The organism is Chryseobacterium sp. PvR013 (genome assembly GCF_017833095.1).
GTDB lineage: Bacteria > Bacteroidota > Bacteroidia > Flavobacteriales > Weeksellaceae > Chryseobacterium > Chryseobacterium culicis_A.
In genome coordinates this window covers 3,596,809-3,621,467 of record NZ_JAFIBT010000001.1, presented here as the reverse complement: position 1 = coordinate 3,621,467, position 24,659 = coordinate 3,596,809, and the positions used below count along the sequence as shown (strand labels likewise).

The following is a 24,659-nucleotide window of genomic DNA, read 5'->3' as shown; positions in this document are numbered from 1 at the left end:
AGCATAGGTATCTTAATAGATTCTATTCTTAACTTTGTTTTTTAAATATTGATATGTTGAAGGGTAGGGCTGAGCAGTAACCGGCTTATTGCTAGAATAGAATCATAATATAAGATCGTTAAAATGATTAAAAAATGACAGGAGGATTCAGAAAAAAGATCCGTCAGAAAAATGCGGAAAATAGTGGTTTCGGCACTAATGCATCCGGGAGGTTCATCAATAAAGACGGTCTCCCGAACGTTAAGAGAACAGGGGTAAATGTTTTCAACAGATTGAGCTGGTATCATACCATGCTGAATTTGTCTTCATTTCGCTTTATTTCTTATTTGGTTATCGCTTATATCCTCATTAATCTTGTATTTGCCATGATCTATTACCTGATTGGAGTAGAGCATCTTACGGGAATAGACAAGAGTGATCCGTTAAATGAGTTTATCGATGTGTTTTTCTTCAGTTCTCAGACTTTTACCACTGTTGGATATGGGAGAATAGCACCGGTAGGTTTTTTGGCAAGTCTTGTGGCTACTTTTGAAGCTTTTCTGGGATTGCTTACCTTTGCTATTGCAACGGGGCTTTTTTACGGAAGATTTTCAAGACCGCGGGCGTACCTTAGATTTTCTGATATTGCAGTAATTGCTCCTTTTCAGGAATCTTCGGCATTAATGTTCAGGCTTGCTCCTTACAAAAACAATGCATTGACGGATGCAGATGTTATTGTATCTGCAGCCATTGAGGTGATAGAAAACGGAATCGCCAAAAGTAATTTTTACAGGCTTAATACACAGATGAGTAAGATTAATACATTAGCACTCAACTGGACTGTGGTCCATAAAATTGATGAAAACTCTCCGTTTTATGGTTTTTCTGAAGAGGATTTTAAAAACACAGATATTGAACTTATTGTACAGGTTCGTGCATTTGATGAAGTATTTTCAAATACCGTGGTTCAGAGGTCTTCATATACGACAGGAGAAATTATATATGGAGCGAAATTTGTCCCGATGTATTATCCTAGCAAAGAAAATCTCTCAACAGTGCTGGATCTGGATAAAATCAATGAATATAAAAAAGAAAAACTTCCGGACTTAGTGGCAAATAAAGAATAAATGAATTTAGATTTTTATAAAAAACAGGCTATACAAAAGCAGAAAGAACACAAGAAATTTCTGGACGGATTAAAGAAAAAACCGCCCAAAAATCTTGATTATATAGTACAGGAAACCCATGATGAAGTTTTTGAGGAAATAGACTGCTTACAATGTGCCAATTGCTGCAAAACAACCGGTCCTCTTTACACCGAAAAAGATATTGAGAGAATTTCCAAACATCTCCGAATGAAGTCTGCAGATTTTGAAGCCAGGTTTTTAAGAGTAGACGAAGACAATGATAAAGTATTGCAAAATCTTCCCTGTTTTTTCCTGAATAATGATAATACCTGTTCTATCTATGAGGTAAGGCCGAAAGCCTGTCGGGAATACCCTCATACGGACCGTAAGAAGATCTATCAGATTAATAATTTGATGCTGAAAAATACAGTAATCTGCCCGGCTGCATTTGAATTCGTAGAAAAAATGATGAAGAATATAACGAAGTAGATTTAAAGGATAGAAGCTTTGATAATAAACTGCCTCAGTTAATATTTTTACTGAAATAAACTTCCAGCCTCCAGCTTCAATCTTCCCGCCAAATTAACCGGACTTATTTTACAAATTCCTCTTAAATAATTATAAAGTACGTTAAATAAGATACATACGCATAATTTTATAAATGATGCCTCGTTTAAGTTAAACAATCATTTAAATATTACATTATGAAAAAGTTATTTTTAACGGCAGCGTTTACATTAGTCGGAGTAATCGCAGTATCAGCACAATCAACACCACAAAAGCCAGCCGATACTTCTACTAATAATCCAGCGACAACTCAAACCCAACCGAATACACAGACTACAAGTCCTTCGGATCCAAAGACTCAACAGGAAAAATCGCCTGCAACTACTATGGAGACTGCTCCGGCAACTGATCCATCAGTAAGTACAACCCCTACGGATGCTACTAAGCCAGCCGATGCTCCTAAAGAGGAAAAGAAAGACAAGAAAAAGAAAAAGTAAAAGCACTTTAGCAAACACTAGTCGGAATCCTGAAATTTTATATTTCAGGATTTTTTTTGTTCAATTTCTGCCACTTTGAATTGGACTATTTTACGGACAAGATCCAGCGGAAGATTTTCATCAATAGGAAGTTGAACTGCTCCTTTAGAAAATTTATATTTTCTTTCCTCAAAATCTTTCTCAAAATTAGAAATACCTTCCGCTCCGGGATAGAACCCAATATGCTTTTTGTATCCTGCAAAATAAACTAAGGGTTTTCCTTTATACCTGAAAGCCGGCATCTGATATCCTATGTATTCTTCCAGATCAGGAACCTGTAAATGAATTGCTTTTCTGAGCTCAAGCAGTTTTTCCTGTACTTCTATCGGGAACAGAAGAATGTACTCATCAATATTCTTAAAGGTGTTTATCATTACATAAAAATAAAAAAAGCGCGGCATATAGCCGCGCTTTCTCCTTTCACTTTTTACTTTTTTCCCATTATCCCGGGAACAGGCTATATCAAAAAAGGTCGGGACTTTTCCCAACCTTTGTTTTTTTTGTTACACAACTCCTTGAGCTAACATTGCTTCTGCTACTTTTACAAAGCCGGCAATATTGGCACCTTTTACGTAGTTTACATAACCGTCTTCATCTTTTCCATAGTCTCTACAAGCTTTGTGAATACCAATCATGATTTCCTTTAATCTTGCATCAACTTCTTCAGAAGTCCAGTTAAGACGGATAGAGTTTTGAGTCATTTCTAATCCTGATGTAGCAACACCTCCAGCGTTGGAAGCCTTACCAGGAGAGAATAATACTTTATTGTCTAAGAAATAGTTGATGGCGTCTAGTGTAGAAGGCATGTTAGCTGCTTCAGTTACACAAACACATCCGTTTTCAACTAATTTTCTTGCGTCATCTAAATCTAATTCGTTTTGAGTTGCAGAAGGGAAGGCAACATCACACTTCACATCCCAAGGACGTTTTCCTGCATGGAACTCAGCAGATGGATATTTTTTAGCATAGTCTTCCGCTCTGTTGTTTCCTGAAGATCTAAGTTCTAATAAATAATCGATCTTTTCTCCGCTGATACCGTCTTTATCATAGATATATCCGTCAGGACCAGAGATGGTTACTACTTTAGCCCCTAGTTCAGTCGCTTTTTTGATAACTCCCCAAGCTACGTTTCCGAAACCTGATACAGTTACTATTTTATCCTGGAAATTCTGTCCGATAGTTTTAAGCATTTGCTCTGCGAAGTACACTACACCGTATCCTGTAGCTTCAGGACGGATTAATGAACCTCCGTAAGCAAGACCTTTTCCTGTAAGAACTCCTGTAAACTCGTTTCTGATTTTCTTGTACTGTCCGAATAAATATCCGATTTCTCTTGCTCCAACACCGATATCTCCTGCAGGTACGTCTGTTTCAGGACCGATGTGCTTGCATAATTCTGTCATGAAAGCCTGGCAGAAACGCATTACTTCCATATCAGATTTTCCTTGTGGATCGAAATCTGAACCTCCTTTACCACCTCCCATTGGAAGAGTTGTCAAAGAGTTTTTAAATACCTGTTCGAAAGCTAAGAACTTAAGAACAGATAAGTTTACTGTAGGATGGAAACGGATTCCTCCTTTGTATGGTCCAATAGCAGAGTTCATTTGGATTCTGAAACCTCTGTTAACCTGAATTTCTCCTTTATCATCAACCCATGGAACTCTGAAAATAATAATTCTTTCAGCTTCAGCCATTCTTTCAAGCAGCTTCATTCCGGTATATTCTTTTTTAGTAGCAATGAATGGAATTACGGTTACGGCAACTTCTTTTACAGCCTGTAAGAATTCCGGTTCGTTAGGATTTTTTGCTTCAATTTTTGCAATAAACTCTTGGATTTTCTGGTCAATATTATATTGTTCCATATATTAAGGTTGAATATTATTGTCAACAAATTTAATTTTTTTTTCAAGATTCACAACACTATATTTTAACATTGTTAAAAATTAAATAATAATGTTTCGTAATATTATTAAATTAATAATTTATGTTTAAAATTTATTAAAAATGAAATGTTATGTGTGAAATAATGCAGTATTAAGAAATCGTTAAATCTTAAATTGCGATAAATTGCCTCCCGGAAAATGATTTTACTTTCCCTAAAAGTTCCAATTCCAAAATTATTGGTAAGATTTTGTGAGTAGAGAGATCAATCTTCTGTGAAAGATCATCTAAAGAAATCTGTGGATAGTCTTTAATTGACTGATATATTAAATATTGATTGTCAGTTAATTGTATGGTAATCTCGTGATGAGGAAATAACTCTTCCATTTTTTCTTTTGGATCATTAAATCCAAGTATATTGATAAGATCTTTGATCGTTGAAATAGCAGTTGCTTTATTATGGAAAATCAGCTGGTTACAACCTTGGCTGCAAGGGTCTGTAATCTTTCCGGGCAGTGCAAAAACATCACGGTTGTAATCATTGGCAAATGCTGCTGTACTTACCGAGCCTCCTCCAAAACCGGTTTCCACTACAATCGTTGCCGGAGATAGTCCTGCTACAATTCGGTTTCTCTGGATGAAGTTTTCCCGGTCAGGTTTTCTGCCAGAGCTGAACTCTGTTATTAATGCGCCTCCTTCCTGCAAAATTTTCTCAGAGAGCTTTCTGTTTTTTGCGGGATATAAATGCTGGAAACCATGGGCAAGAACAGCTACAGTAGGTTTTTGGTGACGAATAGACTGCTCATGAACTTCTTTATCGATACCCAGAGCCAGACCGCTTACCGATGTATATCCTGAAGATTGTGTTGCTTCGAAGAAATCCTGAATGAACTGCTTTCCATAAGATGTCATATTTCGGGTTCCTACAATACTTACTCTTGGCTGTGTATCATCCATACTTCCTTTTTGGTAAAGAATAGCTGGGGCATCATTACATTCATTAAGTAGGAAAGGTGTTTCTTTAAGATGTTTTAGCCTGATCCGGATATTATTTTTTTCGCAAAAATTTAATTCTTCTTCTGCGAATTTCAAATGAGATTTATTTCCAATGTCTGAAACTGTTTTTTGTCCTATCCCTTCCAGTTTTTTATACTCATTTCTGGCTCTTTTCCAGGCTTCCTGAGCACTGCCAAAAGTTCGGACCAATTTATGAAAATGAATGTCGCCAATATGGCTGCATTCGCGGAGGGCGATTGCATAGAGATGTTCTTCGGAAATCATGTGTGTTTTTTTCCCAAATGTAATGAAATAAGTGTTATCTTTTCCTTAATTCCTCCAAATGATCCCAGATATCATCTTTTTTCTTATAGGGAAGTTCCATAAAATCTTCCGGGTGATTTTCTTTGTATTCCTGCCACAATTTATCATCTTTTTCGTTGTAATAATTGGGGAATTCCCAGATGAATTTTTTCTTCTTTTCTCCAACATTTTTGAAAGCAAAGGCAATGATACTGCCTACTACAGCTCCGGAAAGATGCGCCTGCCATGAGATTTTACTCGGTTCCTGCATATTATAGAACAGTTCTTCGGGAAGCATTCCCCACACCAAACTGCCATAATACAGAACAACAAGCATTGAAATTGTGAGAAGTTTTGTATTCCACTTGAAGACACCGCTAAAGAAGAGGAAGAAGGCAAGCACATACACTACACCACTGGCTCCAATGGTACAGGTATACATATAATCACCAGTAAGAATGTCAATAGGAGGAAGCAGCCATACCAAAAGCCCCGTTGCCAGCCATCCGATAATAAAAACCTTGTTGGCCACTAAAGGATAAAACTGATAAAGTAAAAACATCAGTGCTGCAATAGGGATAGAATTTCCTATGATATGATCTATATTTCCATGTAAAAGAGGAGAGGTTACCACCCCAAGCAAACCCTCAGGCAGCAATGGGATAATGGCTCCAAAACAGCTTTGGAAAAAGCCCTGCGTTTGTAAAAAGTACCCGAACCACATCGCAGATAGCATCAGCAACGGGTATATAATCGCTCTTTTGGAAATTACATTTTTGAACATGTGGATTTTACGTCAAATCAAAAGCCAATGATAAATTTCGGAAAATTTGGCGATGAATCAATTCTTACTCACCTGATTTTAAGACAAAAGGTATCAAATTTTATTTTCAAACTTATTATTTTGGCATTGATTTTATAGAAATATCTTATTGTGATTGATTCAGCTTTGAGGAAATTCGATTCTTTACGGCTGAATTTATCCTGAAAAAAAATTATATTAATACTTTTGTATGGAAAATTATTTAGAGTAATGAAGAAGTTTTTATTGATTCTTTCCTGTTTTATAGGAATATATGCAAGTGCACAAGAAGAATTGAAAAAAGATTCCGTAGTAGTAGACACCGTGAAATACTGGTCAGTATTAGGAAAAAATACTTTAATGATCAACCAGGCGGCCTTTTCAAACTGGGTAGGAGGTGGAGCCAACAACGTAGGATGGCTTGCCGGGATCAATTACAATGTGACCTATGAAAAAGACAAAGACCTTTGGGAGAATATTATTATACTGGGCTATGGACAGAATGATACGAAAGGATTAGGAATAAGAAAGACACAGGATGTGATCAATATTTCTACCAATTATGGGCGGAAATTTTCGAAAAGCTGGTATTTCTCTTTAGGAGCCGGTTTGCAGTCGCAGTTTGCGGCAGGTTACGAAGATGGGAATAATCCTGAAGCAAAGAAAATCTCAAATTTTATGGCACCAGGTTACCTGAACGTCGGGATGGGTATCACGTACAGACCTAATGATGATCTTACGGTAACTTTACGTCCTACCAACGCCAGATGGACTTTTGTATTGGATAAAGATCTCCAGACAGCAGGAAGTTATGGTCTGAAAAGTGACGGAGATACTTCTTTATTACAATTTGGTTTTCTGGGTACGGCAATTTATAAACTGAAAATAATGGAAGATATTTACTTAACCAATACAGCATCTGTCTTCTCGAATTACCTTGACCGCCCGGACAGATTGGTTCTGGCGTATGGAGCTTTACTAAACCTGAAAGTAAACAAATATATTTCATCCAATGTGACAGTAGATTTACTTTACGATCATAATCAGATAGAAAAAACACAGCTGAAGCAAACTCTTGGAATCGGGTTCGCCTATACTTTGGAGAATGGGGTAAAACGTTCCGACCGCAAAGACAGTCAGTGGTGGATTAAAAAATAATAAAGAATACGATATTTCAATAAAAAGCACTTCCGGAATGAAGTGTTTTTTTGTTTTTAAAATACTGTAATTTTAAGTTGACTTAAGTTTGCGGGTTGTTGGTGTGTTGTTTAATGTAATGATTTTCATAGTGTTACTGCGTTGTTTTTAATGGTGTTAAATTCATTTTAAAGTGAATTTTATGAAGGCCTAGATTATTATTTATACATTTGTAGTAAATCGTCATTATGAAAAAACTTTTATTGATCAGTTCTATCACTTTTGGGGCTGTAGCATTGGCTCAGGAGACTAAAACGGAAGCTCCGGCAGCAGATACTGTTAAAGCCTGGTCTATTCAGGGACAAAATACATTAATGCTTAATCAGGCTGCCTTTTCAAACTGGGTAGGTGGTGGAGCTAACAACGTAGGATGGCTTGCCGGAGTGAATTATAATCTGACTTATGAAAAAGGAAAAAATCTTTGGGAAAACATTGTTATTCTGGGTTATGGGCAAAACAATACGCAGGGAACAGGAGTAAGAAAAACGCAGGATGTTATTAACCTTTCTACAAACTATGGTAGAGAATTTGCCAAGCATTGGTATTTGTCTGCAGGTGCAGGTTTACAAACTCAGTTCGCTCCGGGATATGAAGACGGAAACAATCCCGATGCTAAGAAGATTTCCAATTTTATGGCTCCCGGGTATGTGAGTGTAGGAGCTGGGGTTACTTACCGTCCCAATGATAATTTTACGGTGACTTTACGTCCGGCAAATGCCAGATGGACTTTTGTATTAGATAAAGATCTTCAGAAGGCAGGAACTTATGGTCTTAAAAATGACGGTGATTCTTCTCTTTTCCAATTCGGTTTCTTAGGAACAGCTATGTATAAGCTGAAAATTATGGAGAATATCAGCCTGTTAAATACAGCGTCTGTATTTTCCAACTATCTTGACCATCCAGACAGACTTGTTTTGGGATATAGCGGTGTTTTAAGCATGAAAATCAATAAATATATTTCTACGAATGTTACTCTTGATCTGCTGTATGACCATAATCAGATATGGAAAACACAGTTGAAACAGACATTAGGCGTAGGTTTGGCTTACAATTTTGATAATGGTAAGAAGCGTTCGGAAAATAAGGATAACCAAAGCTGGCTGAAAAAATAAGACAGACATACCATCTGCAGTACAATAAAAAAGCACTTCAAAATGAAGTGCTTTTGTTTATCAATATATATAAGTCTTAGAATTCTATATCAACTCCTAATTTCTCAGCCAATAACTTTGAAATTTTTTCTTTTAGAGGTTCTATATCAATGTTTTGCATTGCATCATTAGCAAAAGCATATAAAAGTAATGCCTGTGCTTCTTTTTTAGAAATTCCTCTCGCTCTCAGATAGAATAAAGCGTCTTCATTCAACTGGCCTACTGTACATCCGTGAGAACATTTTACATCATCAGCAAAGATCTCTAACTGAGGTTTAGTATCAATACTTGCGCCTTCACTTAGCAATACGTTGTTGTTTTGCTGATAAGCGTTTGTTTTCTGAGCTATTTTGTCAACAAAAACTTTTCCGTTGAAAACTCCGTGGGCATTGCCATCAAAGATTCCTTTATAGTTCTGGTAGCTTTCACAGTTCGGGAAGTTATGGTGAACGGCCGTATGGTGGTCTACCAACTGATCTTTTCCGATAATGGTGATTCCGTTCATGAATGAATTGATGTTAGATCCATTATGAATAAAATCAAGGTTGTTTCTTACCAGTTTACCTCCGAAAGAGAATGTATTTACAGTGGTTAAGCTGTCTTTCTCCTGTCTTGCGAAAGTATTGTCGATAAAATAGGCTGTATTATTATCATTTTGAAGTTTGTGCCAGTCTGCTTTTGCATTAGGATAGGTAAAGATCTCCGTTACAGAGTTGGTCAATACATACGTGCTGTCAAAATTATGGTGGCTTTCAATCACTTCTACTTTTGCTCCTTCTTCTACAATCAAAAGGTTTCTTGTATTGTAGAATGTGTTCTCCTCCTGATTCTGAGAAATATAAAAAACGTGGATTGGTTTTTCAATCACTACATTTTTAGGAACCTTAAGGAAGAAACCATATTTGCAGTAAGCAAGGTTTAAGTTGGTAAACGCTTGTTCCTTTGAAGCAATGGTATTGAAATATTTTTCAAAAACCTCTTTGTGTTTCTCATCATTCAATGCATAGTTGAATGAAAGAAACTCTACATTTTCAATAGAAACTTTTGAAAGCTCCTTGTGAAGCTTACCGTTTACAAAAACAATCCAATCAAAATTTTCCTCTCCAAGGTGCAGTTCATCAAACTGCTCTTTAGTGATATTGTGGCTCTCTTTCGGGAAGAAGTTGTAGCTTTTTTCCGTGATCTCCTTTAGATTGGTATATTTATATTCTTCGTCTTTTTTTGTCGGAAAACCAAGATTTGCAAATCTCTGAAGAGCCTCTTTTCTTTCATCATCCAGAAATCTGTGACGAAGACTCTCCAAAAATTCATTATGGTTCTCTATAATCTGTTCTTTTAATGCCATTACTGGTATATCTGTGGTTTGCACCATTTTTTCTTTTTTTTTGAACTAAAATATTGCTATTCCGAGGAACAGGGAATCCAATTTTTAATAATAGAGATTCTTTATTTTACTACGTTTCACGAATGATTGTGAAAATTTTAATCTCTGAAATAATACATTTTCTTCTTAGTTAAGAAGCCAGTCGTAACCCTTTTCTTCAAGTTCTAATGCTAAAGATTTATCACCTGTTTTGATGATTTTTCCATCTGCTAAAACGTGAACGAAGTCAGGCTGAATATAGTTAAGTAATCTCTGATAGTGCGTAATCAAAAGAACTGCATTTCCTTCATTTTTAAAGTGGTTTACTCCATCTGCCACAATTCTTAATGCATCAATATCCAATCCTGAATCTGTTTCATCAAGAATAGCCAATTTAGGATTAAGCATCATCATCTGGAAGATCTCATTTCTTTTCTTTTCACCTCCTGAGAATCCCTCGTTTAATGATCTTGAAAGGAAATCTTTTTTGATCCCTAGTTTTTCAGACTTCTCGCGGATTAATGCAAGCATTTCTTTTGCCGGCATTTCTTCCAGTCCGTTTGCTTTTCTTGTTTCATTTAAAGCAGCTTTGATAAAGTTCGTTACAGAAACTCCCGGAATTTCCACTGGATACTGGAAAGAAAGGAAGATTCCTTTGTGAGCTCTATCTTCAGGAGCGTCTTCGCTGATGTCTTCTCCCTGGAAAAGGATCTCTCCACCAGTTACTTCGTAATCTTCTTTTCCTGCGATTACAGAAGAAAGGGTAGACTTACCAGCTCCGTTCGGGCCCATAATAGCGTGAACTTCGCCTGGCTTTATCTCAAGATTAATACCTTTTAATATTTCTGCGCCATCTTCAATTTTGGCGTGAAGGTCTTTAATTTGTAACATTCTTGCTAACTTTTTCTTTTTATAATTGTGTGAGCTTCTCTTCTGTTAATACACATTGTCTTTATATTGAATATTTCCTCAATAGACGGATAGAAGCTTTCTATATTTTATGTTTTGTAATAATCTTCACTGAAGATTACAACTTATATTCCCGAATAACGGTTTTAATCTGATAAAAACACTGAAAACCTTGCCATTAATCAGTGAACTTTTATCTGATAGATTCTTTTTGGAGGATTATCCCACAGAACCTTCTAATGAAATTTCCAGTAATTTCTGAGCTTCAATAGCAAATTCCATCGGAAGTTTATTTAAAACTTCTTTACTGAAACCATTGACGATCAAAGCAATTGCTCTTTCAGTATCAATACCTCTTTGGTTGCAATAGAAAATCTGGTCTTCCCCAATTTTTGAAGTCGTTGCCTCGTGCTCTAACTGAGCCGTTGGATCCTTGATTTCGATATAAGGGAAAGTATGGGCACCACATTCATTACCCATCAATAAAGAGTCGCACTGTGAGAAGTTTCTTGCCCCTTTTGCAGAAGGCATTACTTTCACCTGTCCTCTGTATGAGTTTTGAGATTTTCCGGCAGAAATACCTTTAGAAATAATCGTTGATTTGGTATTCTTTCCAATGTGGATCATTTTTGTTCCTGTATCTGCATACTGGTGGTTATTGGTTACCGCAATAGAGTAGAATTCTCCGATAGAGTTGTCTCCTTTAAGGATACAAGACGGATATTTCCATGTTACTGCAGAACCTGTTTCTACCTGAGTCCATGAGATTTTTGCATTTCTTTCGCAAAGGCCTCTTTTTGTTACAAAGTTGAATACACCTCCTTTTCCTTCTTCATTACCAGGATACCAGTTCTGTACCGTTGAATATTTAATCTCAGCATTGTCTAAAGCGATAAGCTCTACAACCGCTGCGTGAAGCTGGTTTTCATCTCTGGAGGGTGCTGTACAACCTTCAAGATAAGAAACATAACTTCCTTCATCCGCTACAAGAAGTGTTCTTTCAAACTGTCCTGTTCCTGCCTGATTGATACGGAAATAAGTGGAAAGCTCCATTGGGCATTTTACGCCTTTTGGAATATAACAGAAACTTCCGTCAGAGAATACTGCGGAGTTCAGAGCTGCATAAAAGTTATCTCCTCTTGGAACTACTTTTCCAAGATATTTTCTTACTAGATCAGGATGGTTTTTAATAGCCTCAGAGATGGAACAGAAAATAATTCCTTTTTCTGCCAATGTATCCTGGAAAGTGGTTTTCACAGAAACTGAGTCCATTACGATATCTACGGCAACTCCAGAAAGTCTTTTTTGTTCTTCGATATTGATTCCTAATTTGGCAAAAGTTGCTAATAATTCAGGATCTACCTCGTCAAGACTTGCCAGTTCAGGCTTTACTTTAGGAGCAGCATAGTAACGGATTGCCTGAAAATCTGGTTTTTCATACTTGATATTAGCCCAGTTAGGCTCTACCATTTTCTGCCAGATTTTGAAAGATTCCAAACGCCATTCAGTCATCCATTCCGGCTCTTCTTTTTTAGCAGAGATGGCACGAACGATGTCCTCATTTAAACCGATCGGGAAATCTTCATAATCAATTTTCGTTTCCCAACCGAATTCATATTTTTTATTTTCTAGATCGACTCTTAAATCGTCTTCTGTATATTTACTCATTATAATTTTTTAGATTTCAGATGTTAGATTTCAGAATTCAGAATGGCTCTGAGGTCTGAAATCTAGGATCTAATGTCTTTTCTCTAAAGACTAAATGATTCCCCACACCCACATGTTCTGGATGCATTCGGGTTGTTAAAAACAAACCCTTTTCCGTTCAATCCTCCTGAATACTCAAGAGTTGTTCCCGCTAAATAAAGGATGGATTTTTTATCTATAATAATTTTGATGTTATTATCTTCAAAAATCTGATCTGTGTCTGTTTTTTGGTTATCAAACTTTAAAACATACTCTAAACCAGAGCATCCGCCGCTTTTCACCCCTACTCTTATATAATCTTCAGCAGGGTTAAAACCATCTTCCGTCATTAACTGGATGGCTTTCTCCTTTGCATAGTCTGATACTTTTATCATTGTATTTATTTAGAATGATTTAATGATGCAAAAATACGAACTAATTTCCGCAATCTCAAATCGAAGATATCTATTTTAATGATTCTGATATTAATAGGGATTTTCAAGGCAACTATTTATGTTAAAAACAGATAAATTTCTTCTCATCATGTGAAGATTTCATTCCGGATTTTAACCTTGAATCATATTTTCGATCTATAAAGAAAATAGGTAATGAAACAAAAAGTAGCCGCTTTTTTTGTGTTGTTTTTCACGATAGTATCTTATGGTCAGACTACAAGATTTGTTTATGAAACGCTTGTAAATCCAGATTCAATCAATCTGGTGAGCATGAAAAGTGAAAGAACTTTTCTCGATATTAAAGGAGATCATTCTTTATTTATCAGCGAAAATAAATTGAAAAGAGATTCTCTTTTTACTGTTGTCAGATCAGAAATGAAAGAAAATCATAAAAAAGAGGAAAAAGATTTTTCAAAAATAGACGGAAAGAAAAATTTCGAACCTACTTTTTTTGAATATTTTATTACTAAGACTATTCCCGACCAAAAAGTGTATTATTATGAAAAGGCAGCCGGAAGACAAATTTATTATCAGGAAGACAGACCTGTAAAGTGGGACGTAACAAATATTGTTGAAAAACAAAATGGATATGCCGCTCAAAAAGCAGTTGCTGAGTTTGGAGGAAGAGTGTGGACGGCATGGTTTACCAAAGAAATTCCCTTCTCTGACGGACCTTATAAATTCTCCGGATTACCCGGACTGATTGTAAAACTGGAAGATGATAAAGGAGATTATAAGTTTGATCTTGCTAAAAAGATGATCATTAAAAATGCTTTTGAAGAACAGGTAAGCTCCGATGCCAAACAAAGTACGAGAGCCAACTTCCATGGGGATAAAGCTGCTCTGGAACTGGAGTTTGGTAAAAACAGAAAAGCAATGGCAGGGAATAATGGAGATGGAAATATGAATTTCGGAGGTGGAAGACATGGTGGCGGAATGGGCGGCGGTGGTATGAATGGAGGAGGAATGAGAGGTGGTCATGGCGGTGGCGGAATGCACAGAGGCGGAATGGGAGGCGATAATCAAGGAGGTCCAATATCACAAAGTCCATCTGCAGGAATTTATTCTACAACTACAGTCCAGAACCCCATTGAATTAAAATAAATAAAAATATAAATGAAAAAATTAGGTGTCATCGCATTAGCGCTGTTCATACAGAATGTTTCTGCACAGACAAACAGGTTTGTGTATCAGGTGACTATGAAGCCTGATGCCGAAAATAAAACAGATATCAAGACGGAAAACGCGTATCTGGATATTTCTCCGGAAAAATCAGTGTTTTATTCTGAAAACAGGATTAAAAGAGACTCTATCATGCAAAAGGCATTTCAAGGTGGAGGCGGAAGAGGAAGTATCAACAGAGATCAGATGGAAGGTTTGAGAACGAATATCAGCTATTCTGTAGAAAAGGATAAGACGAACCAAAAGACGTATTTTAAAGACAGAATAGGACGTGATCTCTATTCTTATGAAGAGGACAGGCCAATGAACTGGAAAATTGAATCAGAAACAAGAAAAATAGGCGAATACAAGGTTCAGAAGGCAGAAACGGATTTTGGAGGGAGAAAATGGACGGCATGGTTTACAACGGATCTTCCTTATCAGGATGGACCTTATAAATTCGGAGGACTTCCTGGACTGATTGTAAAAGTTGAAGATGATAAAGGCGATTACTCTTTTGATTTAATGAAGAATTATAAAATTGCTGAGTTTCCTACTTTGAACCAGTTTGGCAATACATTAAAAGTGAAAAGAGGAGATTATTTAAAACAGCAGCAAAAGTTTAAAACTGATCCCATGTCATTTATGAATCAAAGTGGCGGAGGTATTACTGCTCCAATGAGAATAGGCAGTGGAAGAGGCCCTGGAGGTGGTGGTGGAAACCAGAATCCTGCTGATATGAGAAAGAGAATGGAAGAAAGGGTGAAGGAAGAAGCGAAGAAAAATTCTAACCCTATCGAATTGCAATAAATAAAAAATGCGGTCTTACTCTGAGACCGCATTTTTTTTATATCATCTTTTGATAAAATTATTTTAATAGCTGGTTAAAAGTATCACCCTGTCTGATATCTCCGGTGTTGTAACCTTTCATAAACCATTCTTTACGCTGAGCAGAAGATCCGTGAGTGAAGCTTTCCTGGTTCACATATCCCTGTGCTCTTTTCTGGATGTTATCATCTCCAACAGCTTCTGCAGCATCTATGGCAGATTCAATGTCTCCGGGCTCCAAAATATGTTTGCTGTCATTGGTTCTTTTAGCCCAGACTCCGGCATAAAAATCAGCCTGTAGCTCTGTAGCAACAGACACTCTGTTCATTTGTTCTTCAGAATATCTTCCGCTTCTTCTTAATTGATCTACTTTTTGGGTCGTTCCTAAAAGAGTCTGCACATGGTGTCCTACTTCGTGAGCAAGAACATAGGCTACTGTAAATTCTGTTACTTTAGCCCCAAACTTTTGCTGAAGTTCACCAAAAAAGCTCATATCCATATAGACTTTCTGATCAGCAGGGCAGTAGAAAGGTCCCATGGCAGATTGAGCAGTACCACATGCTGAAGAAGTTGTATTCTCAAAAAGAACCACCTGAGGAGCGCTATAAGTCATTCCGTTTTCCTTAAAAATCTGATCCCAGGTAAGAATATTCCATTTGGCCATCATATCCACCATTTCTCCGATTTGTTTTTCACTGGCTGTAAGCTCTCTTTGTTCTCCGGGATTTCCTGAAGATTGCATACTGCCGGAATTTAAAATACCGGACGGGTCGCCTCCCAAAAAGAACACGATGGCTGCTATAATTAATGTTCCGAGTCCTCCACCTACAATCATTCCGCCGCCACCGCCTCCTGAACCACGGCGGTCATCAACGTTTCCGCCTCTGTCGTCTGTCCATTTCATACTAATAAATTTATGGGTTAATTTAAATATTTTACACCAGATTATAAGCGAAAATATCTAGATATTTATCTGTTCAGTTGTTTTGTTTTTAGCCAGTAAGAAGTAGACTGATAGGCTGATACAGCATCATCTACCAGTTTCTGCTCTGGATTTTTTAATAATTTTTCGTCGTAATACAGCTTAAATTCGGGTTTCAGATCACTTTTTTCCAGTTCCAAAGAATATTGTTTTACCTTTTTTACCGGAGAAATAATGGTCAAACGGTCACCTTTGATGAATCCAAGGTCTTGATATGTTGCCACATAAGCTTTAGGCTGGAATTCCTGCCTGAAGACATCCTGTCCTAAAAATTTAGACTGATAGCTGAAATTTAATAATCCAAAAAGAGTAGGCATCACATCTATCTGGGACATCAATGCATCGAATTTCTGAGGCTGAATAAATCCTTCTGAGAAAATCATTGCAGGAATTCTGTATTTATCCATCGGGAGTTCTGTTTTCCCTGCACTGGATGCACAGTGGTCTGCAATAATGACAAAAACAGTGTTTTTATACCAGTCTTGCTTTTTTGCCATATCAAAGAACAGCTTAAGAGAATAATCAGTGTATTTTACACCACCTTCGCGGGATTTTGCCGTTCCCGGGATATCAATTCTTCCGTCGGGATAAGTAAATGGTCTGTGATTGGAAACCGTCATCCAATGATTGAAAAAAGGTTTTCCCGACCTGGCTTCAGCATTCATCACCTGAATAGCTTTTCTTGCCATATCTTCATCAGCAACGCCCCAAACATTGGCAAAAGTAATTTCTTCAGGCTTAAAGTTGTTTCTGTCTACAATGCCATAGCCGTTTCCACCGAAGAAGTCCTGCATATTATCAAAATAGCTGTATCCACCATATAAAAACTTTACATCATATCCTTTGGATTTGAAAACGCTTCCGGTTGTGAATTTCTTTTTATTATCATCTCTTTTGATGATACTTTCTCCTGCAGTGGGAGGAATACAAAGAGTCAGGGCTTCTAGTCCTCGTACCGTTCTGTTTCCTGTAGCATAAAGATTGGTAAACATCAGGGATTTGTCAGCAAGGCTGTCCAGGAAAGGAGTAATTTTTTGCGTATTACCATAGTGTTCCATGAAGTCCGCAGAAAGACTTTCGATAGAGATCAGCACTACATTTTTCTTTGCTTCCGGCTGCTCTGCAACAACGGCTCTTGATAATGTATGTTGTGGATACTGGCTTAAGAAATTCTTTTCGGCCTGCTGCTGATTAATCTGTGAATAAAACTGGAAATAATCCAGTTCATTATGGGTAAACGCCCAATAAAACTTAGGAATTCCGTTGGCTTCAATTTCATCGGCAAAAACGTTATCAGATTTGATTTGCATCAACGAAGGGATTGCCAGTGCACTCAAAGCACAAAGTACCATGAAACTGCCCAGAAGAACCATTTTTTGTTTAAAATCCGGAAGTTCCAGCAGCTCATCTTTTGTTTTCTTATAAATGAACCATGTAATGGTAAGGGTAACGATCATGATTCCGGAAAACAATGGAACAACAGGATAGCTTTCCATGATATTTCCAATCACCTCATTGGTGTAAATAAGATAATCTACAGCAATGAAATTATAACGAACTCCAAATTCATTATAAAAGAAGTATTCACTGACTCCGTTAAAGATAATCAGAAGAACATATAATAGTAATGTAATGAAATATAATGTGTTACGGATCTTAGTTCTTTGTGTAGGAAGGAACAGCATCAATCCGAAGAAAAGAGTCTTTATTCCTACAAACACAAGAGCGATTTCCATGATAGAACCTCCATATTGCTTGAATATATTATTGGGAACAAGCCATATATAAAGGAAGAATAGAACCAAAGCCCCCAAAATAATATTGCCGTAAGGTTTTTTATATTTTGAATTGGAAAGAAAGAGGAAGTAAAGGGCAAGAATAGAGCTGGCCAGTATGAAAACAAACACGTCATTCACAAGACCTATTAACAAAACTTTTACGACTTCGAAAAATCCGAAACTAGCGGTAGTAATAGGATGAAAAAAGAATACTGTTCTTATTATTAACGAAATAATAAGATAGAAAATTCCTAAATAGAGGAAAGGTTTTATTTTTTTTAAAAACATGTATTGACTGTTTTTATGAGTTTTCACAAAGATAGTTTTTGTGGAGAACTTTTGATGGAAAAAAAGAAAAACATCCTTTTTATTAATAAGATTTATGAATTAATTTTATCCTAATAAAAAAGGACTATCCAAAAATAGTCCCATTATATAGTCAAAGTGAATAAGCGGTTAAGAGTGACCGAAACCAATATTCCCTTTCTTATCGGATAAATTCTTTTTGAAATCAATCATTCTAAGAGCTGTTACGGCTGCTTCTACACCTTTATTCCCAAGGTCACCGCCGCTTCTTGCAATAGACTGTTCCTTTGTATCATCTGTTAATACACAGAAAATTGTAGGAGTATCCGTCATGATATTACAATCTTTAATTCCCTGTGCTACAGCAGAACATACATAATCAAAATGAGGCGTTTCCCCACGGATTACACATCCTATAGAGATTATTGCGTCATATTTTCTCTCTTTGCAAAGCTGCATACTCGCATAGCTTAATTCAAAAGCTCCGGGAACAGGGAAAAGTTTGATGTTTTCAGGTTTTACCCCTTCTTTTTCAAGAATTTCCAAAGCTGCATCACGAAGATTGTAGGTTACAAAATCATTCCACTCAGAAAAAACAATGCCGATAGAAAAATCTTCGGCATTAGTTATATGAAGTGGCTTGTAATCGGAAAGATTAACTGTTGCCATTTTTTAATAATATTTAGTCATTTCGATATAAGAATCAGACATTCCGTTGTCGTAGTCCTGATATTTCTCGTCAATTGCTGAGAAGTACTTTTTAGCTTCTGTATTTTTCTTTAGTCCTAAAGCAACAATCCCTGCTTTTCTTGTGAAATAATAGGTTGTATAAGGATCATCAGATGCTGTTGCAGCCTGGTCTAGCAAACCTAAAGCCTCATCATTTTTGTTAAGACCTGATTTAGCATCTGCCATAGCTCCGTACTTCATTGCCATCAAAGTTTTGTTTTTGGAAGAGAATTTATCTAAAAGATCATAAGCTTCCTGGAACTTTCCTTCTTTGAATTTTAATAAACCGGCATTGTAAGAAGAAAGTTTACCGATTTCAGTAGAAGAATATTCATTAGCTGTACCTATAAAACCAGGGTTAGCTGCAGATTTTCCACCTAGAGCATCTTTATCTTTGCCTTCTGCAAGGTTTTTTTGAGCAGCAAGGAAACTTTTTACAGCTTCAGTGTTCTTTGGAGCAACTACGAATTGCTTATAAGCAAAGAATCCTAAAACCCCTAAAATCAATACTCCAAATACCAAACCAAGAGGTTTTGAATATTTTTCAACGAATCTTTCAGTGTTTAAAGCTTCTCTGTCAAGGTCTTTAAAGAACTCAACTGTTTCTTTACCTTCTTGCTCGTTCTGAGCACTCTTTCCCAATTTTGCCATAAGTTTTTAAAAATTGAAATGCAAATTTAATTGTTTCTGAGAGATTTACAAAATACTTTGTGAGTATTATTGATGAAATTTTGTGAATTGTTAATCGTGAGTGATGAATTTATTAAAAAAAGATGCTTCGACTGAGCTTAGCGTGACCCTTCTAATACTACTTGTTCTCATCTCACAGTAAATTATTAGCGTTGTCATGCTGAGCCTGTCGAAGCATATATATTATATCTTAATATCCTAAAATATGGTAGATTTCAGCACCGAATTTTTTCAGTTTTTCATCACCGTTTAAGCCTTCTAAGCCTATAAGGAAACTAAACTGTGAAACAATTGCTCCCTGCTTTTCTACTAGTTTAGCTGCTGCTTCTGTAGTGCCTCCTGTTGCTAAAAGATCATCGTGAATTAAAACTCTTTGTCCAGGTTTTATCTGTCCTTCACGGGTTTCAATAATAGCACTTCCATATTCCAGATCATATTTTTCTGAAATGATGGGAGGAGGAAGTTTTCCGGCTTTTCTAATTAAGATGAATGGAACTTCCAATGCCACAGCGATAGCGATTCCGAAGAGGTAACCACGGCTTTCAATTCCGCATACTGCATCTATTTTTCCTTTACTGAAGGCTGCAAGATCAGCAATAACATCTTCATAAAGTTTTGGGTCTAAAAAGATGGGTGAAATATCCTTAAACTGTATTCCCGGAATAGGAAAATCGGGGATATTTTCAATTGTTTCTTCTAGTTTCTTGATCAGTTCTGCTGAAGCCATTTATTAATTGATTTTATAGCTGGAAATTTTCCAGTCTCCATTTACATTTTTAAGCCCGAAAGTTACTTTTAAAGAAGTCGTCTTACCGCTTTTATCCGTTACGTCATAAGTAGCGTTTACGCTGGCACTGTTTGCATTAGCACCGCTGGTAGTAATATTCTTTACACTTACGTTTTTTACCGATCCAAAACCTGAAGTAGGGTTTGAAAAGGATTCATAACTTCCCCAGCTTGGATTGCTTGCTGTTTCGTATGCTGCTTTTAAATTCTGAGAACTTACACTGTTCAAAAATTTGCTTACGGTATTTTTAGGGTCTGCTGTCGGTTGCTTTGGCGCTGCCGGAGCTGCCGGAGTAGCTGTTGCAGGATCAGTTGTTGCACCAGGAGTAGCTGTTGGATTGTTTGGATCAATTACAGCACTTGGTTGTTCAGGAACAGCGGTTGAATCAGTTTTAGGAACTGTAGGAACTTTTAATGCTGCTGCATTTACATCAAGACCGATTTTAGACATTTTGAAAGTCTTAGCCGTTGTTTTTACAGAAACCGTGATATCAATTTTATTGTCTATTACTTTTGCTGCCGGAATAGAGGAGAATTTTAAATTGAATCCTTTAAAGTTATTATCCTGCATCAGGTTTTTGGCAGTAGCCAGTCTTACCCCGTTACTGAACACTTCAAGAGTGGCTTCCAGACCAGCTCCCGTGAAAGATACAGGATTTCCGGCTGTATCTACAAGTCTTGGAACAATCTGAATTGCCGTAGGCGCTCCGGTTCCGTCATCTCCTGTAGGTCTTGTTACAAGGCTTAATGACCCTGCTTTTACATCATTAGGATCGCTTTCTTTGGCTTTATCATCTCCGAAGATATTCATTTCTCCAAGTGATGGTGGAGCAGTACTTGCCCATTCTATTCCGTTTTTCTGTGCAACTTCGTCAGCCAGAGACATGATTTCAGGAACTTTTTTCCCGTTAATCAGTTTTCCAAGAGCTTTTAATTCATTGATATCACCATCTGCCTCTACTCCAAATGTTTTAAGGATATAAAGAGCTTCATTAAACTTAATCTGCTTAATGGTAGGTAAACTGGAAGTCATATCATTGATACTTGACTGCAGTGTTTTAGTATTCGTAGCATCTACATGATCTTTCTTACATGCTGTAAAAAGCAACAGACTGAAAACAAGTAGAAAAGAAAACTTTTTCATTTTTATTTGGTTTGTTGCAAATTTAATAAAACCTTTATTAATACTGGATTTTATTTTTTACTTTATGTTTTTTGCTGAATTATTATTCTTTTCCGAAAATGTATGCTGTTCTTTTAATTTTAGAATTCAATCGGAATATTTAAAACATGGAAAGTAGTGCTGAACAGAGTTTCTATTATTTTTTATTGGCTTGTTCTTTTAGATCACCTTTGAAAAAATTGCTAAAAATAGTCTGCATATTGGGAAATGATGAATCCTGCCAGTAAGATGTTTTATAATTGCTGTTGTCTTTATCGAATTTCACTTTCTCAATATCATTGTCATTGCTAAAATTAAGTTCTGTAGGATAAAAGTTGGTATAAAGTGTTATCTGATTGTAATTGGGTTCACTTTTATGTTTCAGTTTTACAAAAACAAGTTCATTATATTCCAGGAAATCCTTAAGGGTCTTTTCTGATCCTTTTTCAAAAGACATGTTTAAAATTGTTTTTATATCGTAAAATCTGTATCCAAAGAATGAAAATTCTTTATCCTGAAGGGCAGCACCAGTCACCTCTATTTGGTCTTTGTATTCACCCTTCACCTCTTTAATGGTATTTCTTTTTGTTTTATATTCTTCCGGATTTCCAACATTTTTAAGTTTGGGCAGCTCCAGAGAATTGCTATAGTCCCATTTTGAAGTTTCCTTTTTCTCATTTTTAGACTCTGTCAGTCTGAAAACTCTGTACTGTTCTACATTCGTGCTTTTCAGTTTTTTTGTTTTATTATCAAAAATGTAGGTTACAATTCCGTCTGCATAGCTATTCAGCTTATTGTTTACCGTTACATAAGCATTAAAGTTTCCTTTGATGAAAATGTATTTGGCGGGCTTATTATTTTTGATCACTACCGTTTCAATTTCCTTTACCTGATCATTGATTTTTATCACAGATTGATCAAAGTCGGAATAGGATAGGGTGGCCACCGGAAAATTATTATAAACAAGCTGAAACTTTTCCTGGGAAGGTGACAGAGATTGTTTGTCGATCTTGCCTTCAATATCCGAATATGCGAGAATAGCCCCATCTTTTCCAAACACAGAAACTCTGGGAAGAGGATTATTACTTTTTTCAGAAACGAACGTGATTGTCTGAGCCTGAATAAAACTATAGAGAAACAGAAAGAAGGAGTAAATGAAAAGTTTTGTTTTCATAATAAGATTTTGTTTTTGGTTGTTGATCTCATTATAGAGACGCATAACGAACAGAATGGTTGCCTGTTGCTAGATATACATAAAAAAAAGACTGATCGTTTTACCAATCAGTCTTTTATATTTTTATTTTGTTACAAGTCCTTAGAAAGGATACTCATAAATTTCAGATTCGTGTAAGAATGGGTTTCCTGTAGGAATCAACTTCAGTTTAGATAAAGCTGAAAGAACAGTAAACATAAATAATCCTGCTACGAATAGAACTGCTCCCAGGATTAACAAGAATACTTCAGGAGTGTTCCAGTATGGTCCTACCGTTCCTGGCATTACCATGTTGAAGTAATCTAAAAGGTGTCCTAAGATCACTACTACTGCCATTGTGGTAACTACTTTGTAGTTTCTCTTGATGCTGCTGCTTACTAATACCAATAGTGGTAATAAGAAGTTAACAATCAGCATTGGTAAAAACGTAGTACCATAGTGCTGGAATCTACCGAAGAAGTAATTAACCTCTTCCGGAACGTTTGCATACCAGTAAAGCATGAACTGAGCGAACCATGTATATGTCCAAAGCATACTTGTAGCGAAAAGGAAAACTCCTAAATCGTGTAAGTGGTTGTCATTGAACTGTGGTAAGAAACCATTTTTCTTAAGATAAACACTTAATAAGATGATGACAGCAATACCACTTGATAGGCAGCTAACCATTGAATACCAGATATACATTGTAGAGTACCAGTGAGGGTCAATAGACATCAACCAGTCCCAAGCCCAAGCTGCAGAAGCAAATCCGAAGAATACGATATATCCTACTGCCCATCTGTAAAGGAATTGATATTCTACTTTTGATTTTGTCTCGTCTACTTTTTTAGACTGAGCTTTCAGTTTCCAAGCGAAGAAAGAAGCACCTAGTACATAGATGAACGTTCTGATTGCATAGAAAGGAATATTTAAGAATCTTTTCTTTTCAAATAGGATCACGTCAAAATGAGCAGACTCTGGATTTGTCAATTCAGGGTCCATCCAATGGAATAAATGGCCATTATGAGTGATGTTTAAGATCATCAGGATAATCAGGATTGCACCACCGTAAGGAATATAAGAAGCAATAGCCTCCATTACTCTTGTGATGATAATAGGCCATCCTGCGTGAGCTGCGTGCTGAATACAGTAGAAGAACAGTACAGCGCAACTTACTCCAAAGAAAAAGACAGCTACAAAATGCAGCGATGCTAATGGCTGGTTGTGAACCTGAAGCTCAGCATGCTCTAAATGAGCTGCGTGATCCTGTGGTCCCACCATTTCACTTGAGTGTGTAGGAGCATTATGACCTGAAGCATGAACAGCTTCCATCATTTGTTCTATTTTCTCAGTAGAAATTCCTTTGTTCAAAAAGAAACCAATACCGAAAAGAACTAAACCTACAACAAGAAGTATTATAGAAGTTGATTTTAATTTTGGTGAAAAACTATACATTTCTTTTCTTATTTTTTAGTTTCGGTAGTCGTTTCAGTTGTTGCTGGTGCCGCCGCTGTAGCTGCTGCCGGTGCTGCTGCTCCTTTTTTGAAAGCACTCATCACATACAATGCCACTCTCCATCTGTCTCCTGCGTTCAGTTGTCCCGCATAAGATCCCATTGCATTTCTACCGTTTGTTAATACATAATGAACAGATCCTACAGTAATTTCTCTGTCTGCATAGTTGGGTACTCCGGAGAATGCCCCACTTTGTACGATAGGTCCTTGTCCATCACCTCCTGTTCCGTGACATGCCGCACAAGTGTGATCAAACAATATTTTTCCTCTTTCAATATCCTTAGCTGCATTAGCCGGGTTTAGAGGAGATACTGTAAGTTTTTTAGAAGCTTCATACCCGGCGTTGTACTCGTCAACATTTTTAGGTAATAAGCTTTCTTCAAAAACGCCATCTTTATTTTGAGCAACTGATCCTTCTACTGGAGAAAGACCTGTTGCACCACTATTTTTAACAAAAGCAGGAATTTCATTTTCATGATCTGAATAAGCATCCTGAGCTTTCATCAATGGATCATAAGCTACCGGAAAATACATGTCCGGGAAATATACCAGCGGAGTATTCTCCTTTGGTCCGCAAGAGTTAAGTAAAACTGTTGTTAAACCTAAAACTGCTGTAATTTTTAATACATTCTTTTTCAT

At 36.7% G+C, this 24,659-nt stretch carries 24 protein-coding genes; 7 read left to right on the top strand and 17 right to left on the bottom strand.

The features are described 5' to 3' along the window. The first annotated feature begins 134 nt into the window (after positions 1-134). From JOE44_RS16445 to JOE44_RS16435, 3 genes are all read left to right on the top strand, one after another. Positions 135-1,106, top strand: coding sequence for an ion channel (locus tag JOE44_RS16445; RefSeq protein ID WP_209786391.1), 972 nt, complete (start codon positions 135-137; stop codon positions 1,104-1,106). Continuing rightward, the gene (locus JOE44_RS16440) at positions 1,107-1,595 is read left to right on the top strand and encodes a YkgJ family cysteine cluster protein (RefSeq protein ID WP_209786390.1); all 489 of its coding nucleotides are present in this window, start codon (positions 1,107-1,109) and stop codon (positions 1,593-1,595) included. It abuts the gene before it with no gap. Positions 1,596-1,810: 215 nt separating this feature from the next. Further along, complete coding sequence (locus JOE44_RS16435) at positions 1,811-2,110, top strand: hypothetical protein (protein ID WP_209786389.1); 300 nt, start codon at positions 1,811-1,813, stop codon at positions 2,108-2,110. Positions 2,111-2,154: 44 nt separating this feature from the next. On the opposite strand, the gene JOE44_RS16430 is transcribed toward JOE44_RS16435, so the two are convergent. From JOE44_RS16430 to JOE44_RS16415, 4 genes are all read right to left on the bottom strand, one after another. Further along, a complete protein-coding gene (locus JOE44_RS16430) occupies positions 2,155-2,523 on the bottom strand; it encodes a DUF1801 domain-containing protein (RefSeq protein WP_209786388.1) in 369 nt (122 codons plus the stop codon). 129 nt (positions 2,524-2,652) lie between these two features. Continuing rightward, the gene (gene gdhA, locus JOE44_RS16425) at positions 2,653-4,011 is read right to left on the bottom strand and encodes an NADP-specific glutamate dehydrogenase (protein ID WP_079243812.1); all 1,359 of its coding nucleotides are present in this window, start codon (positions 4,009-4,011) and stop codon (positions 2,653-2,655) included. 190 nt (positions 4,012-4,201) lie between these two features. Continuing rightward, complete coding sequence (gene dprA, locus JOE44_RS16420; RefSeq protein WP_209786387.1) at positions 4,202-5,311, bottom strand: DNA-processing protein DprA; 1,110 nt, start codon at positions 5,309-5,311, stop codon at positions 4,202-4,204. Between the two features lie 34 nt (positions 5,312-5,345). After that, positions 5,346-6,113, bottom strand: a complete 768-nt coding sequence (locus JOE44_RS16415; RefSeq protein WP_105683080.1) for a rhomboid family intramembrane serine protease — start codon at positions 6,111-6,113, stop codon at positions 5,346-5,348. Positions 6,114-6,362: 249 nt separating this feature from the next. Between JOE44_RS16415 and JOE44_RS16410 the strand changes: the two genes are divergently transcribed. Both JOE44_RS16410 and JOE44_RS16405 read left to right on the top strand, forming a co-directional pair. Next, positions 6,363-7,289, top strand: a complete 927-nt coding sequence (locus JOE44_RS16410) for a DUF3078 domain-containing protein (RefSeq protein ID WP_209786386.1) — start codon at positions 6,363-6,365, stop codon at positions 7,287-7,289. A 227-nt stretch (positions 7,290-7,516) separates the two neighbouring features. Further along, positions 7,517-8,440 (top strand): DUF3078 domain-containing protein, encoded by a 924-nt coding sequence (locus JOE44_RS16405; RefSeq protein ID WP_209786385.1) that lies wholly within the window; start codon positions 7,517-7,519, stop codon positions 8,438-8,440. 76 nt (positions 8,441-8,516) lie between these two features. Here the strand turns inward: JOE44_RS16405 and sufD are convergent, their stop codons facing one another. From sufD to JOE44_RS16385, 4 genes are all read right to left on the bottom strand, one after another. Next, positions 8,517-9,824: a Fe-S cluster assembly protein SufD gene (sufD, locus tag JOE44_RS16400; protein WP_209789230.1), complete on the bottom strand. Its 1,308-nt coding sequence runs from the start codon at positions 9,822-9,824 to the stop codon at positions 8,517-8,519. Positions 9,825-9,989: 165 nt separating this feature from the next. After that, positions 9,990-10,733 (bottom strand): Fe-S cluster assembly ATPase SufC, encoded by a 744-nt coding sequence (gene sufC / locus JOE44_RS16395; RefSeq protein ID WP_105683083.1) that lies wholly within the window; start codon positions 10,731-10,733, stop codon positions 9,990-9,992. A 237-nt stretch (positions 10,734-10,970) separates the two neighbouring features. Then, positions 10,971-12,419, bottom strand: coding sequence for a Fe-S cluster assembly protein SufB (gene sufB, locus JOE44_RS16390; protein WP_105683084.1), 1,449 nt, complete (start codon positions 12,417-12,419; stop codon positions 10,971-10,973). Between the two features lie 83 nt (positions 12,420-12,502). Next, positions 12,503-12,832, bottom strand: a complete 330-nt coding sequence (locus JOE44_RS16385) for an iron-sulfur cluster assembly accessory protein (protein WP_027372006.1) — start codon at positions 12,830-12,832, stop codon at positions 12,503-12,505. 213 nt (positions 12,833-13,045) lie between these two features. On the opposite strand from JOE44_RS16385, the gene JOE44_RS16380 reads away from it, so the two are divergent. Both JOE44_RS16380 and JOE44_RS16375 read left to right on the top strand, forming a co-directional pair. Further along, a complete protein-coding gene (locus JOE44_RS16380) occupies positions 13,046-13,996 on the top strand; it encodes a GLPGLI family protein (protein WP_209786384.1) in 951 nt (316 codons plus the stop codon). Between the two features lie 12 nt (positions 13,997-14,008). Next, complete coding sequence (locus JOE44_RS16375; RefSeq protein ID WP_209786383.1) at positions 14,009-14,863, top strand: GLPGLI family protein; 855 nt, start codon at positions 14,009-14,011, stop codon at positions 14,861-14,863. A gap of 58 nt (positions 14,864-14,921) precedes the next feature. Here JOE44_RS16375 and JOE44_RS16370 read toward each other — a convergent pair whose 3' ends face one another. The 9 genes from JOE44_RS16370 to JOE44_RS16330 form a co-directional block, all read right to left on the bottom strand. After that, a complete protein-coding gene (locus tag JOE44_RS16370; RefSeq protein WP_209786382.1) occupies positions 14,922-15,785 on the bottom strand; it encodes a neutral zinc metallopeptidase in 864 nt (287 codons plus the stop codon). Positions 15,786-15,850: 65 nt separating this feature from the next. Next, on the bottom strand, positions 15,851-17,929 hold the full coding sequence (locus JOE44_RS16365) for an alkaline phosphatase family protein (protein WP_209786381.1): 2,079 nt from the start codon (positions 17,927-17,929) through the stop codon (positions 15,851-15,853). 168 nt (positions 17,930-18,097) lie between these two features. Beyond that, complete coding sequence (ribH, locus tag JOE44_RS16360) at positions 18,098-18,616, bottom strand: 6,7-dimethyl-8-ribityllumazine synthase (RefSeq protein WP_105683089.1); 519 nt, start codon at positions 18,614-18,616, stop codon at positions 18,098-18,100. Positions 18,617-18,619: 3 nt separating this feature from the next. Further along, positions 18,620-19,327, bottom strand: a complete 708-nt coding sequence (locus tag JOE44_RS16355; RefSeq protein ID WP_209786380.1) for a tetratricopeptide repeat protein — start codon at positions 19,325-19,327, stop codon at positions 18,620-18,622. Between the two features lie 229 nt (positions 19,328-19,556). Then, positions 19,557-20,093 (bottom strand): adenine phosphoribosyltransferase, encoded by a 537-nt coding sequence (locus tag JOE44_RS16350; RefSeq protein ID WP_105683091.1) that lies wholly within the window; start codon positions 20,091-20,093, stop codon positions 19,557-19,559. A 3-nt stretch (positions 20,094-20,096) separates the two neighbouring features. Further along, positions 20,097-21,296 carry a hypothetical protein gene (locus JOE44_RS16345; RefSeq protein WP_209786379.1) on the bottom strand — a complete coding sequence of 400 codons (1,200 nt, stop codon included), beginning with the start codon at positions 21,294-21,296 and terminating at the stop codon, positions 20,097-20,099. 175 nt (positions 21,297-21,471) lie between these two features. Beyond that, the gene (locus JOE44_RS16340) at positions 21,472-22,488 is read right to left on the bottom strand and encodes a hypothetical protein (RefSeq protein ID WP_209786378.1); all 1,017 of its coding nucleotides are present in this window, start codon (positions 22,486-22,488) and stop codon (positions 21,472-21,474) included. Positions 22,489-22,629: 141 nt separating this feature from the next. Continuing rightward, complete coding sequence (locus JOE44_RS16335; protein WP_209786377.1) at positions 22,630-23,961, bottom strand: quinol:cytochrome C oxidoreductase; 1,332 nt, start codon at positions 23,959-23,961, stop codon at positions 22,630-22,632. 8 nt (positions 23,962-23,969) lie between these two features. After that, a complete protein-coding gene (locus tag JOE44_RS16330; protein ID WP_105683094.1) occupies positions 23,970-24,659 on the bottom strand; it encodes a cytochrome c in 690 nt (229 codons plus the stop codon).

Coding starts and splice junctions, on each gene's coding strand:
- JOE44_RS16385 (WP_027372006.1), bottom strand. CDS start 12,832: ATGATAAAAGTATCAGACTATGCAAAGGAGAAAGCCATCCAGTTAATG.
- gdhA (WP_079243812.1), bottom strand. CDS start 4,011: ATGGAACAATATAATATTGACCAGAAAATCCAAGAGTTTATTGCAAAA.
- JOE44_RS16350 (WP_105683091.1), bottom strand. CDS start 20,093: ATGGCTTCAGCAGAACTGATCAAGAAACTAGAAGAAACAATTGAAAAT.
- JOE44_RS16445 (WP_209786391.1), top strand. CDS start 135: ATGACAGGAGGATTCAGAAAAAAGATCCGTCAGAAAAATGCGGAAAAT.
- sufD (WP_209789230.1), bottom strand. CDS start 9,824: ATGGCATTAAAAGAACAGATTATAGAGAACCATAATGAATTTTTGGAG.
- dprA (WP_209786387.1), bottom strand. CDS start 5,311: ATGATTTCCGAAGAACATCTCTATGCAATCGCCCTCCGCGAATGCAGC.
- JOE44_RS16435 (WP_209786389.1), top strand. CDS start 1,811: ATGAAAAAGTTATTTTTAACGGCAGCGTTTACATTAGTCGGAGTAATC.
- JOE44_RS16380 (WP_209786384.1), top strand. CDS start 13,046: ATGAAACAAAAAGTAGCCGCTTTTTTTGTGTTGTTTTTCACGATAGTA.
- JOE44_RS16365 (WP_209786381.1), bottom strand. CDS start 17,929: ATGTTTTTAAAAAAAATAAAACCTTTCCTCTATTTAGGAATTTTCTAT.
- JOE44_RS16330 (WP_105683094.1), bottom strand. CDS start 24,659: ATGAAAAAGAATGTATTAAAAATTACAGCAGTTTTAGGTTTAACAACA.
- JOE44_RS16430 (WP_209786388.1), bottom strand. CDS start 2,523: ATGATAAACACCTTTAAGAATATTGATGAGTACATTCTTCTGTTCCCG.
- JOE44_RS16415 (WP_105683080.1), bottom strand. CDS start 6,113: ATGTTCAAAAATGTAATTTCCAAAAGAGCGATTATATACCCGTTGCTG.
- JOE44_RS16440 (WP_209786390.1), top strand. CDS start 1,107: ATGAATTTAGATTTTTATAAAAAACAGGCTATACAAAAGCAGAAAGAA.
- JOE44_RS16370 (WP_209786382.1), bottom strand. CDS start 15,785: ATGAAATGGACAGACGACAGAGGCGGAAACGTTGATGACCGCCGTGGT.
- sufB (WP_105683084.1), bottom strand. CDS start 12,419: ATGAGTAAATATACAGAAGACGATTTAAGAGTCGATCTAGAAAATAAA.
- JOE44_RS16345 (WP_209786379.1), bottom strand. CDS start 21,296: ATGAAAAAGTTTTCTTTTCTACTTGTTTTCAGTCTGTTGCTTTTTACA.
- JOE44_RS16405 (WP_209786385.1), top strand. CDS start 7,517: ATGAAAAAACTTTTATTGATCAGTTCTATCACTTTTGGGGCTGTAGCA.
- JOE44_RS16355 (WP_209786380.1), bottom strand. CDS start 19,327: ATGGCAAAATTGGGAAAGAGTGCTCAGAACGAGCAAGAAGGTAAAGAA.
- JOE44_RS16375 (WP_209786383.1), top strand. CDS start 14,009: ATGAAAAAATTAGGTGTCATCGCATTAGCGCTGTTCATACAGAATGTT.
- JOE44_RS16340 (WP_209786378.1), bottom strand. CDS start 22,488: ATGAAAACAAAACTTTTCATTTACTCCTTCTTTCTGTTTCTCTATAGT.
- ribH (WP_105683089.1), bottom strand. CDS start 18,616: ATGGCAACAGTTAATCTTTCCGATTACAAGCCACTTCATATAACTAAT.
- sufC (WP_105683083.1), bottom strand. CDS start 10,733: ATGTTACAAATTAAAGACCTTCACGCCAAAATTGAAGATGGCGCAGAA.
- JOE44_RS16335 (WP_209786377.1), bottom strand. CDS start 23,961: ATGTATAGTTTTTCACCAAAATTAAAATCAACTTCTATAATACTTCTT.
- JOE44_RS16410 (WP_209786386.1), top strand. CDS start 6,363: ATGAAGAAGTTTTTATTGATTCTTTCCTGTTTTATAGGAATATATGCA.